Source organism: Heyndrickxia oleronia (genome assembly GCF_017809215.1).
Taxonomy (GTDB): Bacteria; Bacillota; Bacilli; order Bacillales; family Bacillaceae_C; genus Heyndrickxia; species Heyndrickxia oleronia.
This window is the reverse complement of sequence record NZ_CP065424.1, coordinates 885200-902548: the sequence shown is the minus strand read 5'-3', so window position 1 is coordinate 902548 and position 17349 is coordinate 885200. Positions and strand designations below refer to the sequence as shown.

At 35.1% G+C, this 17349-nt stretch carries 14 protein-coding genes; 7 read left to right on the top strand and 7 right to left on the bottom strand.

The genetic code is table 11. The features are described 5' to 3' along the window. Positions 1 to 14: 14 nt before the first annotated feature. The 5 genes from I5818_RS04625 to I5818_RS26365 form a co-directional block, all read right to left on the bottom strand. A complete protein-coding gene (locus I5818_RS04625) occupies positions 15 to 1280 on the bottom strand; it encodes a Gfo/Idh/MocA family protein (RefSeq protein WP_078109677.1) in 1266 nt (421 codons plus the stop codon). Between the two features lie 163 nt (positions 1281 to 1443). Further along, complete coding sequence (locus tag I5818_RS04620; RefSeq protein WP_071975331.1) at positions 1444 to 2256, bottom strand: carbohydrate ABC transporter permease; 813 nt, start codon at positions 2254 to 2256, stop codon at positions 1444 to 1446. Positions 2257 to 2282: 26 nt separating this feature from the next. Next, positions 2283 to 3224, bottom strand: coding sequence for a carbohydrate ABC transporter permease (locus I5818_RS04615; protein ID WP_078109676.1), 942 nt, complete (start codon positions 3222 to 3224; stop codon positions 2283 to 2285). A 129-nt stretch (positions 3225 to 3353) separates the two neighbouring features. Next, on the bottom strand, positions 3354 to 4595 hold the full coding sequence (locus I5818_RS04610; protein ID WP_078109675.1) for an ABC transporter substrate-binding protein: 1242 nt from the start codon (positions 4593 to 4595) through the stop codon (positions 3354 to 3356). A 406-nt stretch (positions 4596 to 5001) separates the two neighbouring features. Continuing rightward, on the bottom strand, positions 5002 to 5304 hold the full coding sequence (locus I5818_RS26365) for an anti-repressor SinI family protein (RefSeq protein WP_058004886.1): 303 nt from the start codon (positions 5302 to 5304) through the stop codon (positions 5002 to 5004). A 317-nt stretch (positions 5305 to 5621) separates the two neighbouring features. On the opposite strand from I5818_RS26365, the gene I5818_RS04600 reads away from it, so the two are divergent. Both I5818_RS04600 and I5818_RS04595 read left to right on the top strand, forming a co-directional pair. Continuing rightward, entirely contained in the window at positions 5622 to 7478 is a 1857-nt protein-coding gene (locus tag I5818_RS04600) for an FAD-dependent oxidoreductase (RefSeq protein ID WP_078109673.1), read from the top strand. Between the two features lie 667 nt (positions 7479 to 8145). Further along, positions 8146 to 8952: a hypothetical protein gene (locus I5818_RS04595; protein WP_078109672.1), complete on the top strand. Its 807-nt coding sequence runs from the start codon at positions 8146 to 8148 to the stop codon at positions 8950 to 8952. A 417-nt stretch (positions 8953 to 9369) separates the two neighbouring features. On the opposite strand, the gene I5818_RS04590 is transcribed toward I5818_RS04595, so the two are convergent. Further along, positions 9370 to 10824 carry a methyl-accepting chemotaxis protein gene (locus I5818_RS04590; RefSeq protein ID WP_078110566.1) on the bottom strand — a complete coding sequence of 485 codons (1455 nt, stop codon included), beginning with the start codon at positions 10822 to 10824 and terminating at the stop codon, positions 9370 to 9372. 194 nt (positions 10825 to 11018) lie between these two features. On the opposite strand from I5818_RS04590, the gene I5818_RS04585 reads away from it, so the two are divergent. The 5 genes from I5818_RS04585 to I5818_RS04565 all read left to right on the top strand — a co-directional run bounded on the left by I5818_RS04585 (position 11019) and on the right by I5818_RS04565 (position 16225). Next, positions 11019 to 11765 carry a sensor histidine kinase gene (locus I5818_RS04585; RefSeq protein ID WP_078110565.1) on the top strand — a complete coding sequence of 249 codons (747 nt, stop codon included), beginning with the start codon at positions 11019 to 11021 and terminating at the stop codon, positions 11763 to 11765. Continuing rightward, positions 11762 to 12463 (top strand): response regulator transcription factor, encoded by a 702-nt coding sequence (locus I5818_RS04580; protein WP_078110564.1) that lies wholly within the window; start codon positions 11762 to 11764, stop codon positions 12461 to 12463. The genes I5818_RS04585 and I5818_RS04580 overlap by 4 nt, the downstream gene beginning before the upstream one ends. Then, positions 12456 to 13829, top strand: a complete 1374-nt coding sequence (locus I5818_RS04575) for a hypothetical protein (RefSeq protein ID WP_078110563.1) — start codon at positions 12456 to 12458, stop codon at positions 13827 to 13829. Before I5818_RS04580 ends, I5818_RS04575 begins: the two co-directional genes overlap by 8 nt. A 111-nt stretch (positions 13830 to 13940) precedes the next feature. Beyond that, entirely contained in the window at positions 13941 to 14846 is a 906-nt protein-coding gene (locus I5818_RS04570; protein WP_078110562.1) for an acetamidase/formamidase family protein, read from the top strand. A gap of 8 nt (positions 14847 to 14854) precedes the next feature. After that, on the top strand, positions 14855 to 16225 hold the full coding sequence (locus I5818_RS04565) for an APC family permease (protein ID WP_078110561.1): 1371 nt from the start codon (positions 14855 to 14857) through the stop codon (positions 16223 to 16225). A gap of 116 nt (positions 16226 to 16341) precedes the next feature. On the opposite strand, the gene I5818_RS04560 is transcribed toward I5818_RS04565, so the two are convergent. Then, on the bottom strand, positions 16342 to 17280 hold the full coding sequence (locus I5818_RS04560) for a S66 peptidase family protein (protein WP_078110567.1): 939 nt from the start codon (positions 17278 to 17280) through the stop codon (positions 16342 to 16344). Between the last annotated feature and the right edge of the window lie 69 nt (positions 17281 to 17349).

Here is a 17349-nt window from a genome sequence, read left to right as displayed (position 1 = left end):
TCATCTTCTACAGTCTATTTTGATTCTTGTGTTTCCTTCGTTAAATTTGCAACATATTCCTGAAAGTTCACAGTTGTTCCAGACAGACGCGATTCCTCTGCAGCAAAGGCCATTAAATGACTATGGGCAGAAACAATTGCGGAGGTCAGACTTTCTTTTTCCTTCTTTGCTACACGTTCGATAAAATCTCTCATAATACTCGTATCTGCTCCCATATGACCACCAGCTACCGATTCAGGAATAATTACCTCCGTCTTTCCAGAGAAATGTTGAATCTTTAATTCATTTCGAGCATCATTGCCTTCAATTTCGCCCTTCGTTCCCATAATTCTAAATGAACGGCAAATCTCCTTCGTAAAAGCGGTCATCGTAAATGACACTGTTACATCTTTTTCAAATAAAAGGTTAATAACCTGATGATCAACCACATCATTGTCACAGTGGTACACACATCTACCATACGGACCTTCTTGAAGGGCCTTTAATCTACTATCAATGCTTGGATGAACTGAAACTACATTCGCTGGCCATTCATCGCGGTCATGCAAATACCATTTCATCGCTGAGTATGGGCATTCTTTCTCCACCTTACAGCCGTCTAAACACCTTAAGGTGGAGCCTTCTGGAGCATTCTCACTTGTAAAATGGGTTAAATTTCCATAGGAAGATACACTCTGACATTCTGAACCAATAATCCATTGCAAAAGATCCAAATCATGACAGCATTTTTGCAATATCATAGGACTTGATTGCTGACTATTCCCCCAATTTCCTCTGACAAAGCTATGTGCCTGGTGGTAGTAGCCAACATGCTCATTCCATTGAATGGATACAATATCTCCGATTACTTTTTGATCGATAATTGATTTCAATTCCTGATAAAATGGGGCATACCGTAACACATGACAGACACTTAAAAGAACATTATGTTCGGTAGCTAGCTTGGCAATCTCTAATGTTTCTTGGGGATTAGGTGACATTGGTTTCTCAAGTAAAATATTATATCCTTTTTTAATCGCTTGAATGACAGGTTTATAATGAAAGCGATCAGGCGAACAAATTAATAATGCATCACAAAACTTTTCTTTCTCCAACATCTCCTCCCACGAATCAAACACCATCTTATCGTTTATCTGATGAAGAGCTGCAAATTTCGCTCCCTTCTCCCGATTTGGTTCAGCTACCGCAACAAAAGATAACTCATGTGGATATTTCAAAGCATATGAACCATAAGCATGTAACCCTCTACTTCCAGCTCCAATTAACGCTGCTGTAATCATATATATCCTCTCCTCTTTGTTTGATGGGACACGGGGGACACGGGGTCGGTTCCACTGTCCCTTTTTTGGGACACAGGATCCGGTCTGCTGTCCCTTTTTTGGGACACAGGATCCGGTCTGCTGTCCACTTTTGGGACACGGGAACCGACCCGCTGTCCCTTATTTATTTCCCTCCGGTAATCGCAATTCCTTCTATAAATCTCTTTTGTAGGAACATAAATAATAGAAGCATCGGCAGTATGGCTAAGAATGAACCTGCCATTAGAATTGGATAATTGGTTAAATATTGTCCTTGCAGGGATGAGAGACCTACCGATAATGTCATTTTCTCTGAGGAACTATTGACGATAAGCGGCCACATTAATTCATTCCAAGACCATAGGGCTGTAAAAATTCCTAATGCAATTAACCCTGGTTTCGCTAATGGAAGCATGATTTTCCAATAAATTTGAAAATGATTACAACCATCAAGTCTGGCAGCCTCTTCTAATTCTTTAGGTAAGCCCATAAAAAATTGGCGAAGTAAAAAGGTACCGAATGCACTAAATAATCCTGGAACGATAACGGCTTGTAAAGTATTCAGCCAATTTAATTTCACCATGATCATGTATTGCGGAAGCAGGAATACCTGGGACGGAACCATTAACACGGATAGGACTAATACAAAAAGTATATTGCGTCCAGGAAAACGAATTCGTGCAAAGGCATAAGCTGCTAAGGAACAAAGGAATAATTGGCCAATCGTACGAGCGACCGTTACGATGATCGTATTGAACATAAACTTGAAAAATGGCAGTAATTCAAATACTTCTTTATAATTTTTCCATTGAAAATCCTTCGGAAAAATCTTTGGGGGAATATGAACAGATTCAGCATAGGTTTTTAATGAGGTGAGTAGCATCCAAATAAAAGGGATAACCATCATGACTGCACCAATGATTAAAATTACGTGAATCCAAATATTTTTTCCTTTCATTGTTTTCTCCACGATGTCATCCTCCTTTATTCGTAATGCACCCATTTTTTCTGTAACATCATTTGTATCACTGTCACAATTAAAATCATCACTAATAATAAAACAGCAATAGCGGCTGCATATCCTTTATCATTCAACACAAAGGCGTGCTGATAGAACAGATAAACAATGGATTGTGTTTTTTCTATCGTGACACTATTACTAGAAACCATCATAAAAATCAGATCAAACACTTGGAATGCCCCGATTAACGACATAATTGAAACGAAAAAAATGATAGGTGATAATAATGGCATCGTAATTGAAAAGAACGTTCGTACAGGTCCCGCCCCATCAATTTTAGCTGCTTCATAATATGTTTGCGGAATATTTTGTAATCCAGAAAGAAAAATGACCATATTATAACCGACACCACTCCAAATAGCGACAATGATGATCGAATATAAGGCAATATCCGGATTGGTTATCCAACTCGGTCCTTTGATATGAAATAAGGACAAAATATAATTAATTAAGCCAAAATCAGAATTATAGAGCCACTTCCACACCATCGCGATTGCTGCTGGCATCGTAATAACCGGTAAAAAATACAGTGTGCGATAGACAGATCTTCCCTTAATTTTTTGGTTAAGTAAGACAGCTACGAGTATGGATAAAAAAATTCCGATCGGCACTGTCAGTACAATGTAAATAAAGGTATTCCTAAAGGCTTGACCTAATTCTGAATCGGTCAACATCCTCACATAATTTTCTACACCAATCCACTCGAATGTTCCAAACGCTCCCCATTCTGTAAAACTAAAATAAATCGTTTGTAAAATTGGCCAAAAATAAAAGATTAGTAGACCAATCATCGTTGGAGCAAGCATACAATATGCCCAAAGATAATCTGATCGTTTTTTCGTTTTATAATACCTTTTCGCCTGTCTTTTAGGCTTTGGCTCGGTTGTAAGCTGAATCTCTGACATAACCAACCTCCTTATAAGAAAAGCGTAACGCGCTTATTCATCTCACTGAACAAAACACTTCTAAACTATATAGATGAAGAATTTTTCAGAGGGAAGATTCCGTTTTCAGATTCTTCCCTTCTAAAATGGTTACTTTTTATTAAGGATCTTATTTCCTTCTTCCGTTAATTTCTTTGTAGCATCCTCTACACTTTCATCGCCACTCCAAGCATTTTTAAGGATTTTTGTTTCGGCATCCCATAATGCTCCCGTATTTTCGACACTTGGTAGTGGGTGAGCATACTCTGACCCATCAATAAATGCTTGTAAATTTAATGTATCCACAGATTTCAACCATGCATCCTGTGTTCCATTGAAAGCAGGGATTACTGTTCCTGTTTCCGCAAATATTTCTGCTGCTTCTTTTGATCCTAGGAATTTAACAAACTCCCAAGCCTCTTTTTGATGTTTAGAGTTCTTCGCAATAACATTACCCAAGCCATGAATACTAACAGCTCTTTCCTTACCTTGTGGAAGAACAGCTACGTCTAAATCCTGATTTGTTTTATACTCAGGAACCATCCATGGTCCATCAAACATCATCGCTATTTTTCCCGATATCATCATGTCAGATGGCTTCGTTTCTTCCATTTGCGCAGGAGTTGGTGATAGACCTTCTTCTATAAAGCTAATATTATATTTAATTGCTTCTACTGCTTCTGGCTCAGAAAATCCAACCGATTGATTATCATCTGAAACGACATAGCCGCCATTTTGCCAAATCAAATCATAATAACCACCTTGATTTCCCATCAATGCAGCAAATCCATAAATCCCCTTATCCTTAGTCGTCAGTTTTTTTGCTGCTTCCTTCAACATATTCCAATCCCAGGTTTCATCAGGATATGGGATACCTGCCTCATCGAAAAGCTTCTTGTTGTACCATAATCCAGTCGTGTCAAAGTCCTTTGGAACACCATAAATCTTGTCCTCAACTGTATATAAATTAACAAGAGATTCTGGATAATTATTCATATCAAATTGATCCTTCTTAATGAAATCATCTAATGGTTGAAGAACTTTTCCCATTGCATATTGTGCAATATGTGGCCCATTCATCCAAAGTACATCTGGTAAAGCTCCACCTGTTGCAGCAGTTTCAAGCTTTTGAAAATATTGCTTATACGGTGTTAACTCAAGCTTCACCTTAATATTAGGATTTTTTTCATTAAATTTCTTAATGATTTCTTCAATAGCTGGAACTTGGTTTTTGTCCCATAACCCATAGCGAATTTCTATTTTCCCATCCTTTGTAGACGCCTTTTCGCCTGAACATCCTGCCATTACAAAGATCAGTATGAACATTGTCAATCCCAAGAAAAGCTTTTTCAATGATATTACCCCCTTATTGAACGCTTTTTTACTTAATTAGTTATAATGATGTCATTACCAGATTAATTGAAAGCGAATACATTTAATAATACTTTCATCGAACCTCCCTTTTTCAACATATCAACATGATGTCATTACCAGTTGAAAGTATTATACCATCGTGCAATAAAAAAGAAAATATAAATTTTAACTTTTCTAAAAATATCGAATAGTCATCGAGTTATCGAAAGACTATATCGTATAGTTTATTGTTATGGTAAAAGCCCTACTGCCTGCTTCTGCACCTAGGCGTTCCCATGAAGGATTAGCGGCTCTTTTCTCAATCAAATGAAGAGACTTCCAGCATAGCCACATGTTTGAGAAAAGAGCTTTTGAAAAATGCAAAATTGGATCGATCAAGACATTCTTATATTCCAACATTCATCATATGATTTCGTAACTTTAATAGTAGGTCTAATTTAGTTTCAATACGTGTCATTCTTTTTTCTAATGACTCACATTCTAATTCTTTATTAAGAACACCTTTATCCGTTTTTACATCTGGTAATAATGTTTGGTAATAGATTCCTAGTTTAGCAGAATCCATTTTGCGTTCTTTTTTCTTGCTGCTATTTATAAATTCTCTTATTTCTTGGGTGGATAATCCTATTTTTTTTGCTTCAGCAATTAAATCAAACCATTCCTGATCATATCCCGTTATCCCCACCATTACCATCCCCTCCTATATAAAGTTCTTAATAAAGAACAATTTAACTCTATACCATTTCACCTATATTTTCAACTATTTATTTCAATATTCGATTATTTAAAAAGCTATTCTTTATATGTTTTTTAACTTAAATTTGGAATAGAAATTAACTAGTTTTCGTACATAATGTGAAAATTAAGATTTAATGAAAAACGTTTTGTAATGACGCCTTGAAAATTCATGTTTAACCATGTATCGTAGACTTATTAATAGAAAAAAGTCGAGAACGGTCAGATTTTGGCCATTCTTCTAACTAAAACAGATAAAGGACGGAAAACATGAAAAATAAAAAGCTTTGGATAACAACGGGTTTTAGTCTTTTCATCTTGATATTTATCTTCGTCGCAACCCAATTGATACAACATAAAAACAATAGTCAACAGAATAATAGTCTTAGCTACCAGCAGCCAAAACTAAAGAAAACGTATGATGTCATTGTTGTAGGTGGAGAACCCGAAGGCGTAGCAGCAGCTGTAGCGGCTGCACGAAATGGTTCAAAAACATTATTAATTGAAAAACGTGATGGTTTGGGAGGCCTTTTTACATACGGAATGCTCAATTTCCTTGATATTGGAAAAGATATGAACAATGAACCAGTCAATGCAGGAATCTTCAAGGAATGGCATAACCTCGTAGGAAATCAATCGGCATTCGATATCGAAGATGCAAAGGCAGCTTTTATGAAGCTGGTTAAAAACGAGCCTAATCTTACACTTGCTCTAGAAACTGATCTTGTTTCCGTAATTAAAGATGGAAACAAATTAACTGGACTAAAAATTAAAGACTATGAAAATAAAGAAAAAGAAATCCATGCACAAAGATTCATAGATTCTACGAAGGATGCCGACTTAGCTGTAATGGCCGGAGCCCCTTATTTTACAGGTGGAGAAGATATCGGATTTAAAAACAGAAAAATGTCCGTCACCCTCATGATCCATTTAAAGGATGTTGATTGGGAAGGGATTAAGCGTGCCTCAAAGGATGGCGTATTTGGCGGTGGAACAGTCTACAATAATACAGCATGGGGATATAGTGATCTCCATACAGCTTATAAACCATCAAATGCACAAACTCGACTTCGTGGATTGAATATTGCTAAACAAAAAGATGGTAGTGTCTATATTAATGCCTTACAAATTTTTGGTGTAGATGGTTTAAATGAAGAATCAAAGAAGAAAGCATTAGATATTGGAAAAAATGAAACGAAGCACATTGTTAAATTTCTAAATGAGCATTTTCCTGGTTTTGAACAGGCAAAAATAGCTAGCTACCCATCTGAATTATATATAAGAGAAACTAGACATATTAAAGCAGAGTATCAATTACCAATGTCAGACCTGTGGGAAAATCGCGATCATTGGGATAGTATTGCCTTAGGTGGATATCCTGTGGATATTCAAGCAACATCCACTGCAGATTACGGCTATGTTCTCGCAGTACCTACTCAATATGCGATCCCATTTAGATCACTCGTTCCATTAGAAATTGATGGATTACTAATCGCAAGTAAGGCTGCCGGATATGATTCATTAGCTGCTGGAAGTGCACGTGTAGTTCCGACCGGAATGTCAGTTGCCCAAGCGGCTGGAGTTGCCTCAGCCATGTCCATCGAACATCAAATTAATTTTAGAGAAATGAGCAAGGATAAATCACTTATCACTACCCTTCAGAAAAAGCTAAAAAAACAAGGGGCACATTTATTCCATTTTGATTTGGATTATCCTTATCAAAATGAATGGTACTATCCAGCCATTAAAAAGCTGTTAAGCCTTGGTGTAATAAAAGGTGGCTATGAAAATAAACTCCCGGTCGATGAACCGATGATTAATGATGATTTTGTGCGAATCATCAGTGCAATTGAAAGGGTCTTCCCCGATAAAGGAGTAGAAAATGTAAACGAAGTTACATCCCTACTAACCGATAAAGAAAAGACTTTAACTAGAGATCAGGCAGCACAATTAATATTAAAAGCAATCGGTATAGATTGTTTAGAAAATGAAGCATGGCAAAAGGCTAAGGAGTTGGGAATCGTTGATGAGACATTAAATCAACGGTTACCAGAAAACCGTGAAATCCTTACAAGTGAAGGATACCAACTCTTCTATTTGCTTTTTAAACAAGGGAAGAACTTTTAATATTGTTTCTATTTACAAAAGTAAAATATCTACCAATCAAAAAGCGGGGACGTCATTACAAGACATCCCCGCTTTTTCTTAGGAAGAAAAGAAAGAATTAACATTCATTACAGGCTTCAATATAAAGTTAGACCTATTTTATCGTGAATTTATTGCCTATCGAACAACATATTCCTACGATAGGAGGCTAAAGACTCATCACGCGTTGTGTTTACAAATCTTGTGTAAAGACATGGACTTTAGCTTTATTCATCTATATGCAGATAAAAAAAACTACTATCTCTTTCATAATCATCCTTTATCGAGCTACCTTGTTTCACACTCCATACTGATTTTGAAGCAAAATAAGAGAATAATCGTCTAAGCCCAATGCCTATTCACCTGCTTTCTTCTTTACTCGTGTGGAAGGCAAATAGCCAGTTGACTCCTTGCCTTTTGTGTTGGTGTCGTATTTGCTTCAGATATGAATGGCATAATTAAGGCAAAAATGAGTATTCCAGCAATAATAAACCAAGTAATTTTTTTATATATACATTTCCTGTTCTAAAGAAAGAATAACAAAGAAATGTGACTTTTATGTGTTCTTTTTATGTTTTTTCTTTTCCCAACTTCATTAAACATATATGATACTTTACAGTAAATATCAAATAATGGATTGAGGAAATATATGAGAATCACAAAAAAACGAGTATTGTTCATTATTCTTTTATGCATAGTTATTATTTTTAGCCTACTATTTTTAAAAAAGGAGAAAAGAGCGAATCATATACAATCGGATACAGTTCATGCAAAGAAAGAAAAACGTAATCAACAACAAATGAATGAAACAATATCCACTGTTGACAGCAATGGAAGTAGCTACTTACAAAAAGAAGGGGACAAAGTAATTGAGAAGAATTGGGCTCAATTAGAGCTTATAAAAAAACACCAGGTGAGCAAAGACTTCTTTGTAGGAAATATGACCATCCATTTACATTCGATTAAAATTATTAAATTAAATCATATTAAAAAAGAAGCGAAAAATATATTAAATGATTATACTGCCTCTTCATTTAATACACTCATAAAAGAAGGCGTAGAGTTTGAAAATATTGGAGACTTATATGAGGCACAATCTAAATCAATGTGGACAATAGAAAATGAAGTATATTATATAGAAATCAATTATACTATCACCAACCATTATGATAGAGAGGTACAATTTTTTAGTTTCTTAACATTGCAATATGGGGATATATTATATGATGATGTCCCGTTTTCTAATTTCAATCTTTCAGAGGATACTTTCATGGGTTCATCCACTGCTAGTAGAATTGATTATCCTAGTGGGCAAACAAGAGAAGGGAAAATCTGCCTCCTCATTAAGAATAACCCCCCTGTAACAAATAAATTTACCTTTACAACAGACGATGTTCTTGATGGAATCACACATGAGTTAATAGATAAAAAGAAAACCGTACAAATAAAATTATAAATTATGGAGTTCCACATTTAGAATAACTGAAGATATAGAGTAATATATGTACCCTAGACTCGCAAATACAAAATCGTGAGTCTTTTTTTTGGCTCTTTTTCTCAAACATATATTAATTTAGGTAAAGTTTTAACAAAGAAATACGTTCAAGCACTCAACAGCTTTTTTCATTTAGGATATGGTAAGTAAATTTAAATTATAAAATAAAGGGAGACTTGTATGTGAAATGATTTTCACTTGCAAGTCTCCTTTTTAGTTAGTGTCGAAATAACTTTACTACCTATTTTCTTAAACTATAAGTTGGAAAGTGTTTACCTTGTCTATATTACGGTACCAAGGATGTGCAACAACATAAATCATGTCCTCACACCATTTTCACGTTAGAAAAAGATTCGCTTTATGAAAGAACTACATTACCTATTGCAGCTTATGGATTGCCTCATTTGTTTCAACAATTAAACGATTAAGCACTGCATTTCTTTCTGTCTGACTTTGTACGGTTGCAGAAACCTCTTCTAAAGATGCAGAGGCTTGTTCGAGAACTGCGGCAAACTCATTCATTGTTCGATCAATCGAGCTTGTATCTTCCCCTATTTGATTAGCAACAGTTGAGAACGCATATACTTCACTACTTAAACGTTGGATAGCCCCTTCAATTTCACTAAAGATTGTGGTTGTGAGCTCTGTTTCCTTAATATTTTCTTCCATTTTCATGGCTATTTGCTGCATCTGTAATTGGGTTCCTTCATTACTCATATTAATTTGGTTCAAGCTTGTTGACACTTCATTCGCTGTTTTTTCAGTTGTTTCAGCAAGTTTCCGAATCTCTTGAGCAACCACTGAAAATCCTTTTCCTGCTTCTCCAGCTCTTGCCGCTTCAATAGAAGCATTTAAGGCTAATAAATTTGTTTGTGAATTTATTTGTTGTATAGATTCTAAGGATTTCAATGATTGACTTACATTAACGCTTAATTGAGTCATTTCATTGGCCATTTTACTAATAAACTGTTTAAACTCTTTCATCTGAGTATGTAATTTTTGCGATTGTTCACGCCCTTGTACCGATTTACTATTGGTTAGACTAGATTGCTCGGTGATCTCTTCTACCTTTTCAATCATATTGGCAACCATTGTATTCGTATTCTCAACTGCTGCCAGTATATCACTTATCGAATCGGATTGAACTTGCGCTCCTTTTGCTACTTCTTGAATCGCCACATTCATTTCATATGTACTTTCATGATTCGTCTGAGATTGATTTTGAATCTCTGTTAAATTCTTTGCAATAATTTGTGTATTATCGACTAAAACCACTCTTTGTTGCTGTTCTTTTTGTAAACTCAACTGAACTTGATTCTGTAACTCATTTACACTTTTTTGCAGCTGATTGGATATTTTATTTTGGAAAAATAAAACAATAACAGCCAGAGCATACATCAACAATGAAAATTGCAGATTAGTATTTAATACATCCTGATTAACAATATAAAATGTAACTAAAATAACAGTACTTATAATGACTCCAACAGTAAAAACTATCTGATTTAAATAAAGAGCAGCAAATACTAATAAATAATAGATCAAAAAGATATTTTGATCAGTGGGGCTCATAAACATAATAAGTACAACAACCAGTGATACACCGATTACAGAGAAATATGGTAATTGAAAGACAAGCTTTTTCGAAAAATGTAAGATTCCAATAATAGCAATAACAACTGCCCCACCGATTAAAGTAATAAGTGTTATCATTAACCCTGAGCCCAAAGCAAGATCTGCCGCAGTCCCTAATAAGACAGAAATGACAATCATAATGAATGATAGCTGATTCTTTTTCCGATAATTTTCATAGAGTACCGTTTGAATATCCAAGATGTTCTCTTCCTCTCAATCATGTTCAACTTCCTACTTTCATCATATGACAAAAGAATCAGACTTGTCTATTAGATTTTTAATCATATGATCTCCCATATATTTTTTTATATAGTACAATCAAATATAAAAACATCCTTTAAATCATTCATTAATAAAGTTGAATAACATGATTCATTAAGGAGTATTAAACTATGAGTAATATTATCTTCACGATCATTATACTTTCTAGCATTGGAACACCCATCGCGGGCTTCGTTATTCTACTTTTACTTAATTTTTTTGACCAAGAATTTGATTATCTTCAATTAGAAAATAAACAAATGAGAATGGAAAAAGAGATGCAGAGAATGGAATATTTACAACTTAGTCAACAAATCCACCCTCACTTTCTCTTCAATTCCCTCAATGCCATGTTATCACTAGGTAGATTAGGGAGAACTAAGGAGGTAGTCGAAGCAATGGAGGAATTTTCCCAATTTTTAAGATATAATTATACAGATAAAGAGCCATTAGTTCCTTTTTCTTATGAGTTGGAGCATACGAACCATTATATTGCGATACAGCAATTACGATTCGGATCTAAACTATCTGTTTCCTATCAAATAGATGTAACAGCAGTAAAAACAACACTGCCCCCATATATTCTTCAATCTTTTGTTGAGAACGCATTTAAACATGGTCTTGAGAATAAACCTGGGGATAAAATTTTAATGATAGAACTAAAAAGAGAAGGAAGTTGGGTACAATTAGCAGTCAAGGATAATGGCCCAAATGAAAGTATTACGCAAAATTGGAATCAAGGTATTGGATTAGCAAATATTCGAAAGAGACTGAAGCTCATTTTCGATTTGCGAACTTCCGTTATGATTAATCGAACAGATGGAATGACTGTTGTAACTGCTGAATGGCCCTATACACCTGGAGGAGAAAGCATATGAAAGTATTAATCATTGATGATGAATATTTAGAATTAGAACAATTAACATACCTAATTAATCAAAGATATCCTTCGTGGGATTTAGTAACCGCAGAAGATGCAGCGGCAGCAAAAAAATTTTTAAAGAAGGACAATTATCAACTAGCTTTAATCGATATACATATTCCTGGAGAAAACGGATTAGACCTATGTGCTTACATTAAGGAAAATTATGATACAGAATGTATCATGATAACGGCTTTTCAAGATTTTAATTATGCACGACAATCGATTAAGCTTCATGTGATGGATTATTTAATTAAGCCGATAATTGCTAAAGAACTATATCAAACTCTTGATCAATTCTTAGAATCTATTGGGGGAAATAAACTATCATCAGATATCCAGGAAGTATTACATATCATCCATCAACAGTATAATAAAAAGCTTTCTCTCCCCCATCTAGCAGAACATATTCATGTAAGCCCAACCTATCTTAGTAAGAAGTTTAAAGAAGAAAAAAAAGAAAACTTCCAGGAATATCTCTTAAGATACCGGGTGGAAAAAGCAAAAGAACTAATAAAATCGGCTCCTCACCTTCCAATGGGAATAATAGCTGAAAGAACTGGATTTTCTAGTCAAAATCATTTAAGTTCGTCTTTCAAAAAGATAACCCACTTATCCCCAAGTGAATATAAGGATGCACTAGGAAATGTTTGATTGGTTTCTTATTTTATGTGTTACCACCACGATAATTATTTATAGCTTGGACCATGTCGTTAATGATTCAAATATTCATCATTATTTTAGAACGAGTGAACCGTTAGGGATAAAAAAAGGAACAGTACTAGTATGGGGAACCTTCTTTTCTGCTTGGATTGTAACCCTAACACTCTATTCGACTATCAATTTCGGTCTTGGAATGAGTACATTATTTGTATTAATCATTTTTCTTCTTTACTACTTCCTATTAGCAAAGCTTGTCCCGTATATTAGGAATGAAAATGATGGGACATACGGTTTAGAGGACTTATATCGGAATCGGTTTTCAAATCAATTAGGAAGAATAGGAGCCACTTGCTTATTAGCAATTGCTAATCTCGATGGGTTAATTATTCAACCAGCGCTTGCAGGCTGGTTATATGGTAAATGGTTTAATAAAAGTCCATTTATCTTTTTAATCATACTGTTTATTTTTATTATTATTCTTGGTGGACTAGGTGGTATGAATGTCTTTACAAGATCAACCTGGCTTCTTTTATTAATTGGCGGATGCTCACTCATATACTTGCCTTTACACACCTATTTAGGTAGGGGGATCCACCAAGTATTTTATGACTATCAGGAATGGAGTAAAAGATTACATCCAACAATTGATGATGGCCTGTTTTTCTTAATGGTTATGATTATCCTTGGAATAGGAAAGTTATCTACCAGTCTAATATTTTGGCGAAATATGTTTTCAATTAAAAAATCCTATTATTCTATAACCATTAAATTAGGAATATTAGGTAGTTTGTCCATTCCACTATCCTTACTCGCCTTTTTTACCTATGAAGTAACTAAATATCAGGAATTAGAATTAAGCTCCCTATTTAACATTCTTGTCCATCATGAATCCTATTTAATCATACAATTGGCCATTCTTATTTGGTTAGTAGGGTTAGCACAGTCTGGATTCAATTCACTTTACTCTATAACAGCGCTATTCTATTCACAATTTGAAAAAAAAGAAAGAAGCATACGTTTAATATATATGACCTCAGTCATAATTGGAGGGGTTTCACTAATCCTGGCATGTCTGTTTATCTCTTACGCACTTGAAGCGATTCAATTTTATTTATTATTCCTATCTTCAACAGCTTTTCCATGCATGGCCATTTTGTTCAAAAAACAAAAGCTGAACCCATGGATTTTTTATATTATTTTTATGAGTTTCTTATTCTCTTGTGTAGCCTGGATAATAACGAATAATTTTAACACTTACTTTTTACTATCAGTGGGAATCTCATCGGGATTAGCCTTATTTATTTATTTTTTTGTACGGACAAATCGTGAAAATCACATTGATTCTCTAATGGACTAATTTAATTTTTCGATTAATTATCAAAATTATATAAAATATTCGCAAGATTATATAAATCTCCCCTTTTACTATTCTTTATAATGAGAGAAAAAGTAAAGGGGCTGTTTTTATATGAGTACCATTTTAGATAAAAAATCTTATATCTACGAGATGAGTGCAAAACATGAGCCAGTGTTAAAGGTACAATCTGGTGAAACGGTTGAAATTGAAACCTATGATTGTTTCTTAAATCAAATTCAATCTGAAGATACGCATTACAATAGTATTGATTGGTCACAAATTAATCCTGCAACTGGTCCAATCTATATTGATAATGCAGAACCAGGTGATATTTTGAAAGTATCAATTGACCGCATTCAATTAGATGAAAAAGGAGTTATGGCTACTGGTCCTGATCTTGGTGTTATGGGGCATCGAATAAATGATTTTACAATCAAGATCGTCCCTATTGAAAACAATGAAGCTGTTTTTAATGAGAAGATAGCTCTCCCACTTAATCCAATGATCGGTGTGATTGGTGTTGCACCAAATGAAGGAGAAATTTCTTGTGGTACTCCTGGTGATCATGGTGGGAACATGGATACAACCTTAATCGCAGAAGGGGCTACCTTGTATTTTCCCGTTTTTCATAAAGGAGCTTTATTTTCTTTAGGTGATGTACATGCAGCCATGGGCGATGGAGAGGTGTGCGTATCTGGTATTGAGATTCCAGCAAAAGTGACAGTAACCTTAGAGGTAATCAAAGGCCAAAGCTTATCTGTTCCAGTAGTAGAAACATCTGATAGTTTTGCCTTTCTTGTTTCAAAAGAATCACTCGACGAAGCAGCAGATATAGCAGTAGAAAAAATGGTTGATTATTTATTAGAACGTACAGATTATAGTGTTGAAGAATTAACGATGCTCTTAAGTGCTGCAGGTCATGTTCAAGTTAGTCAAATTGTGGATCCATTAAAAACAGCTCGTTGCTTATTATCCAAATCAGTACTTCAAAAATTGGGAATCCATAAGATATTCTAGGAGGAGTTATGATGGGTGAAAAATTACGAAAAACAGGCTCAAGTACTATTTTAAATACAGCTCCTTCTTTAAAACGTTCATTATCCTTTTGGGATTTACTCATTTATGGAATGGTGTTTATGGTACCCATTGCTCCATTTGGAATCTATGGTGTAGTAGCTCAAGGCTCAAATGGGATGGTGGCTCTCACTTACTTAATTGGAATGGTCGGCATGATTTTTACTGCATTAAGCTATGCACGTATGTCAGAAGCCTTTCCGATTGCAGGTTCCGTTTATTCCTATGCCCAGCGCGGCATTAATGATTCAGTAGGATTTATCGCAGGGTGGTTAATTCTTCTTGATTATGTATTTGTCCCTGCCCTTTTATACTTAGTAAGTGCAGCCGCATTAGGGGATATGCTACCAGAAGTGCCATCCTATTTATGGGTGATTATTTTTATTGCTATTAATACAGTGATTAATATTTTAGGTATCGAGTTTACAGCACGCGCGAACAAAATCATTGTCATTTTAGAATTAATTATCCTTGCTATCTTTGTAGCAGTAGGGGTTACAGCGATCATTAAAGGCATTAATGGAGCTGAGTTTACAATTAAACCTTTATACAATGATCGTGGTTTTAACATGAATGTCATCATGGGAGCTGTCTCTATCGCTGTACTTAGTTTTCTTGGCTTTGATGGCATTTCCACTTTAGCAGAAGAAACAAAGGATGGAGCAAAATCAATTGGGAAAGCGTGTATATTTGCACTATTAACTGTTGGTTTTCTATTTATTATCCAAACATGGGTAGCCGCTCTTATTTGGCCTGACTATCAAACTTTTGCTAATCCAGATGTAGCATTCTACCAAATAGCTGAAATTGCAGGTGGTACATGGTTGAAAACATTAACTATTCTTGCTACTGCACTTTCATGGGGGATTGCTAACGCACTTGTCGCTCAGGCAGCCATCTCAAGAATCTTATTTAGTATGGCACGTGACAAGAAACTACCTTTCGTTCTATCGAAAATACATCCAAGGTTTAATACACCTTATATCAGTACACTATTCATCGCAGTAGTTTCATTAGTCGTTACTGGTATTTTTGCAGCACATATTGATAAATTATCATCGGTTGTTAACTTTGGAGCCTTATCATCATTCTTATTTTTACATTTTTCTGTTGTTAATTACTTTATCCGTAAAAAGGGAAGTAAAGATTATTTACGACATTTATTACTTCCCGCCATCGGTATTATTATCATCGGTTATGTGTGGATAAATCTTGATGAGACCTCGAAGAAGCTTGGATTTATCTGGCTTGGTATAGGAATTATCTATCTCATTGTATTAAAATTAATGAAGAAGAATACTAATCTCGATTTGAATGGTTAATGAAAAATCGTGGTGTAATGCTCAACCAAATAAGAAAATTTATCTTTTGATTTTCTTATTTGGTTAGAAAAAGGGAATGTCATAGTAAATTGACATTCCCTTTTTCAGCTTTTTATCTACCCCCGTGTCGCACTCTCTACTATAGTCAGCGAACATTGATCCGCATCTAACACAGCCTCTACGCCAAGGGGAACAGTAATTTTTGGTTCACAATGTCCAATTTTAATATTATAAATGGTAGGTTTTCCAAATGGTACAATTAAGTCTTCAAATACTTCCATTAAGGTAAGACTCGGCTTCTCTAGGTCTTTAGGGATACAGTTATTCCAATCTCCAATGATCACCCCGCTACAATCATGAAATTTACCAGCTAATCGCAACTGATTGAGCATTCCATCTACACGATACGGTTCTTCGTCTATATCCTCCAGTAATAGAAGCTTTCCTCTTGTGTCAATTTCATAATTTGTACCAATCGTTCCTGCGATGAGAGAAAGATTTCCTCCAATGATTGGGCCTGTCGCTTTTCCTGTGACTAGTGAATGAATTTCTTCTCCAGGCGGATTCTCTATTATTCCTAATGGATTAGGCGAAGTAATTGCTTGGAAAAAACTTTCTTTAGAGAAATGATCGAAATCCTTTAACATATCGGAAGCAGGCATCGGACCATGATAGGTAACTAAATGACATAGTTGGTTTAAGGCTATATGCATAGCAGTTATATCACTATAACCGAGGAATGTTTTAGGATTCTTTTGAATCATCTCGTAATCTAGCTGATTTAATATTCTAGGTGACCCATATCCTCCTCTTAAACATATAATTCCATCGACTTCAGGATTCGCAAACATGAGATTAACATCCCTTGCCCTGACCTCATCCCTGCCAGCCAAATATCCGTATTGGCTATGACAGCTTTCCCCAACAATTACTTGGAATCCGAATTCTTCAAGTAATTGTACCGATCGTTCAACCTCCTCAGGATGCCTCACTGGACTGGATGGAGCAATTAAGCCAATGGTATCACCTTTTTGCAATGCTATTGGTTTTTTCATCATTCTTCAACTCCTAATTAAATTACAAAAAACTATTTTGGTAATTTGATAAATGCCTTATAAAATCAA